The organism is Bradyrhizobium sp. STM 3843, assembly GCF_000239815.1.
GTDB lineage: Bacteria > Pseudomonadota > Alphaproteobacteria > Rhizobiales > Xanthobacteraceae > Bradyrhizobium.
In genome coordinates this window covers 1-4,638 of record NZ_CAFK01000043.1, presented here as the reverse complement: position 1 = coordinate 4,638, position 4,638 = coordinate 1, and the positions used below count along the sequence as shown (strand labels likewise).

General features: G+C 63.4%; 1 pseudogene (only partly in view). It reads left to right on the top strand.

The features are described from left to right. Positions 1-4,638: pseudogene (locus tag BRAS3843_RS06155) on the top strand (amino acid adenylation domain-containing protein); its annotated part reaches 649 nt to the left of the window's first position; the annotation flags it as partial.

The following is a 4,638-nucleotide window of genomic DNA, read 5'->3' as shown; positions in this document are numbered from 1 at the left end:
TNGNNNNGNTCACCACGCTCTACCAGGCCTTCCGCGCGGGCAAGCCGTCCCCGCTCGAACCTCTGCCGGTGCAATATGCTGACTACGCAATCTGGCAACGGCAGTGGCTCCGCGGCGAGGTGCTCGAACGACAGCTCTCCTATTGGACGGAGCGCCTGGCAGGCGCGACTCCCCAGCTTGATCTGCCAACCGATCGGCCACGGCAATCAGGGGCAACCCTTGCCGGCGCCCATCACTGGTTTGCGGTCTCGCGACCGACCGTATCAGCACTTCAGAACCTGGCGCGGGAAGAAAATGCCACTCTCTTCATGGTGCTGCTGGCTGCATTTCAGCTACTGCTGTCGCGCTACTGCGGTCAGTCGGACATTCTCGTCGGCTCGCCGGTCGCCGGCCGGCGTCGCCACGAACTCCAGGATCTGATCGGATTCTTCGCCAACATCCTGGTGCTGCGCGCAGACTGCTCCGGCCGCCAGAGCTTTAGAGAGCTGTTGCGACAGGTCAAGACCACGGTGCTCGACGCCTATGCCCATCAGGATTTGCCATTCGAACGACTCGTCGAGGCGCTTCAGCCGGACCGCGAGATGGCCCGCCATCCGCTGGTCCAGGTCATGTTTGCGCTCCAACAGGCGCCGTTCGAGGGCCTCGTCATTCCCGGCTTGCAGCTGACGCCGATCCCCGCCGAGAACAAGCAAACCAAATTCGATCTGACTGTCCACGCCTATGATGCGAAACACAGCTTCGACGTCGCGATCGAATATGCGGCCGAATTGTTCGATCGGAGCACGATCGAGCGGCTGGGACGCCACCTTCATCAGTTGCTGGATGCGATCGTTGCCGATCCCGATTGCCGGATCCGCGATCTTCCGCTGCTCAGCGAGTTGGAACGCCGTGGGCTTGTTGTCGAACTGAACAACACGACACGACCCTATCCGGATGATCGGGGCTTGCATGAGATCTTTGCCGATCATGTCGCGCGCCGTCCGGATGCGGTCGCGGTGAACGATGGCACGCGCGTGGTCAGCTATCGCGAGCTCGACGCCTGGAGCAACGGCATCGCGGCCGGGTTGCGCAGCCTCGGTGTGAGTTCTGGCGCAGCCGTCGGTCTCTCCGGCGAACGCTCCGCCGGCCTGATCGCTGGCATGATCGGGATCATGAAAGCGGGCGGTTGCTACGTGCCGCTCGATCCGAACTACCCGGAGGAGCGCCTGGCGTTCATGGCCAGGGATGCCGGCCTGACCGCAGTCGTCGTTGGTCCAGGCGGATTCGCGCAGGCCGGGCTGCCGTTCCTAGATACGACCGATACGCCCCGCATCGAGGCGCCGCCTCCGGCTGCGCTTGGCGCCGAGGCGGTGGCCTACGTCATGTACACGTCGGGCTCGACCGGCGTGCCTAAGGGCATCGCGGTGTCGCATCGGGCCATTGCGCGCCTGGTGACCGGGACCGACTATATCACCTTCTCGCCCGGCGACCGGGTGAGCCATCTTTCCAGCCCGTCCTTTGATGCCGCGACATTCGAATTGTGGGGCGCGCTGCTCAATGGCTGCAGCATCGTTGTCATTGATCGGGAGACGGCACTCGCGCCGGCCAGATTGGCGGCGGTGGTCAGGGAGCAACGTCTTGATGTCGTGTTCGTGACCACGGCGCTGTTCAATGGTTTGGCGCAGGAGGTCCCCGATATTTTCGCGCAGGTGCGGGACGTGCTGTTTGGCGGCGAAGCGGCGAACCCGCAGGCCGTACGCACCGTGCTCGCGCGGGGGGCGCCGCAGAGATTGCTGAACCTGTATGGGCCCACCGAGGGCACGACCGTGAGCACCTGGATGGAGGTGAACGCCGTCGCAGCAGATGCGCGGACACTTCCCATCGGTGGCCCGATTGCCAACAGTACCTGCTACATCCTCGACGCTGCGCTGGCGCTCGTCCCCCTTGGCGTGGCTGGCGAGCTCTATGTCGGCGGCGCAGGCCTCGCCCATGGCTATTGGGGACGGCCGGCGCTGACAGCTGAAAAATTCATTCCTGATCCGTTTGGCCAGCCGGGTGGGCGCCTCTATGCGACCGGCGATATCGTGCGCCGCCGAGCCGATAGCTGCATCGAATATCTGATGCGACGCGACGGACAGGTGAAGATCCGCGGTTTCCGCATCGAGCTCAGTGAGATCGAAGCGGCGTTGCGGCAGCATGATGCGGTCGCTCAAGCAACGGTCTTGGCACGCGAGGGCACCACCGGCAAGCGGCTGGTCGCCTACGTAGCGGCAAGTGCGGATCAGGCGGTCTCTGCAGATGCGCTGCGACAGCATTTGAGAAGCTCGCTCCCGGACTACATGGTGCCTTCGCACATCGTCATGCTCGAGTCCCTGCCGCTGACGGCGAACGGAAAGATCGACCGCGACGCCTTGCCGGAGCCGACCGTGTCGTCACTGGGGCAGCCCGCGACGCCCACAAATGCCGTGCAGGAGCTTCTGTCCGCGATTTGGTGCGACGTGCTGCAAGTGAAAGGTGCTGGCATCGACGACAATTTTTTTGCGTCGGGCGGCCATTCCTTGATCGCGGCGCAATTGATCGCCCGGATCAATGTCGCATTCCAGTCGGCCTTGCCGTTGCGTACGGTGTTCGAAGCGCCGACGATCAGAATGCTGGCCGAGAAGCTCGATGAGGCGCAACGCCGGCAGACAGGGCTGATTGCGGCGCCGCTCGTCGCTGCCGCGCGGCCCCGGCCGCTTCCTTTGTCGTTTGCGCAAGAACAGCTCTGGTTTCTCGATCAGGTCGAGAGCGTGGGAGTGGCCTATAACATGGCCGGCGCGCTTCGCCTTGAGGGCGTCTTGGATGTGTCCGCTCTCGCGCACGGCTTTTGCGAGATCGTGCGCCGCCATGAGAACCTGCGTACGCGCTTTGAGCTGGTGGACGGCCACGGCGCTCAACTGATCGAGGAGGCGCAACCTTTCGGAGTCGAGCTTATCGATCTTTCTGCGCTGGAGGGCGAGGAGCAGCAAATCGAGTTGCGCCGGCTGATGAATGATCACGCCAAGCAGCCCTTCGATCTTCGCACCGGACCGTTACTGCGGGCGACGGTCGTCAAGCTGGGCGAGCGCGAGCATGTCTTGCTGATCAACATGCACCATATCGTGTCGGACGGCTGGTCGCTCCGGGTGCTGCTTCGGGAGCTCGGGCTCCTCTATCGCGCCGAGGTGGACGGGCGTTCTGCATCGCTGCCGAGCCTCGCCGTTCAATACGCCGACTACGCGCTGTGGCAGCGCAGCTGGCTCAATGGCGACGTTATCGGACAGTACATCTACTATTGGCGAAATCGGCTTGCCGATGCGCCGACGATACTCGAGTTGCCGACCGATCGGGCTCGGCCGCCTGTACAGTCCTTTGCCGGCGCCGCAGTTCCATTCGTCATCTCAGGTCAGCTGCCCGCGCAGCTGACTGCGCTGGCGCGTCGCGAGGATGCGACCCTGTATATGGTTTTCCTTGCGAGCTTCTCGCTGCTGCTCTCCCGCTACAGCGGTCAGCAGGACGTTCTTCTCGGGTCTCCGGTTGCAGGCCGTTCGCGACCGGAGCTGGAAGACCTGACGGGGATGTTCGTCAACATGCTGGTCATGCGCTGCGAGTTGTCCGGCAATCCCACGTTTGAGGATCTGCTTGGTCGCATCAAGGAAACTGCGCTCGGGGCCTACTCGCACCAGGATCTTCCGTTCGGGAAGCTTGTCGACGCCTTGCAGCCGGAACGGGATCTGTCGCGGCAGCCATTGTTCCAGGCCTGTCTGTCGTTCGAAAACATGCCGTTCGAATCCTTGGAGCTGCCGGATCTCAGCGTCAGCCGGATCGAGGCCGACGCAGAGCATCTGACCACGAAATTCGACCTCACGCTGTATGTGCATGAGGAGCCGTCCGGCATTGCATGTTCTCTCGAATACGCCACCGATTTGTTCGAGCGCGCGACGATCGAGCGCATGGTCGGCCATTTCATGCGACTTCTTGAGGAGGTCGTCCGTACGCCGGATCGGCGCTTGTCTGAATTTGAATTACTGGGCGAAGCCGAACGGCGGCAGCTGATTGTGGACTGGAACGCGACGGCAGAGAGCTATCCGCAGGATGTCTGCCTGCATGAGCTGTTTGCCGAGCACGCCGCACGCCGGCCCGATGCTATTGCTGTGGTGCTGGGGGATCAGGAGCTCTGTTATGGCGAGCTCGACCGCCGCGCCAACCAGCTGGCGTATCATCTGCGCGGACTTGGCGTCGGGCGCGACGTGATCGTGGGTCTCTGCATGGAGCGCTCGCTCGACATGGTGGTGGGGGTGCTCGGCATCCTCAAGGCCGGCGGGGCCTATCTGCCACTCGACCCGCGCTATCCGACCGAGCGGCTGGCCTACATGCTGGGGGATGCCAAGGTTCCGGTGCTGTTGACACAGCAGGCGGTGGCGGAGCGTCTGCCGGCGTCCAGCGCCAGGCTGGTGCAGCTCGATGCTGATAGGCAAGCGATCGTCGCTCAGCCTGAGACGGCACCGGCGAGCGGTGTCGATGCCGATCACCTGGCCTATGTGATCTACACCTCGGGCTCGACCGGCAAGCCCAAGGGGGTGATGATCAGCCATCGCGGCATCATGAACCTGGCCGATGCGCAGCTGTCGCAGCTGCCTT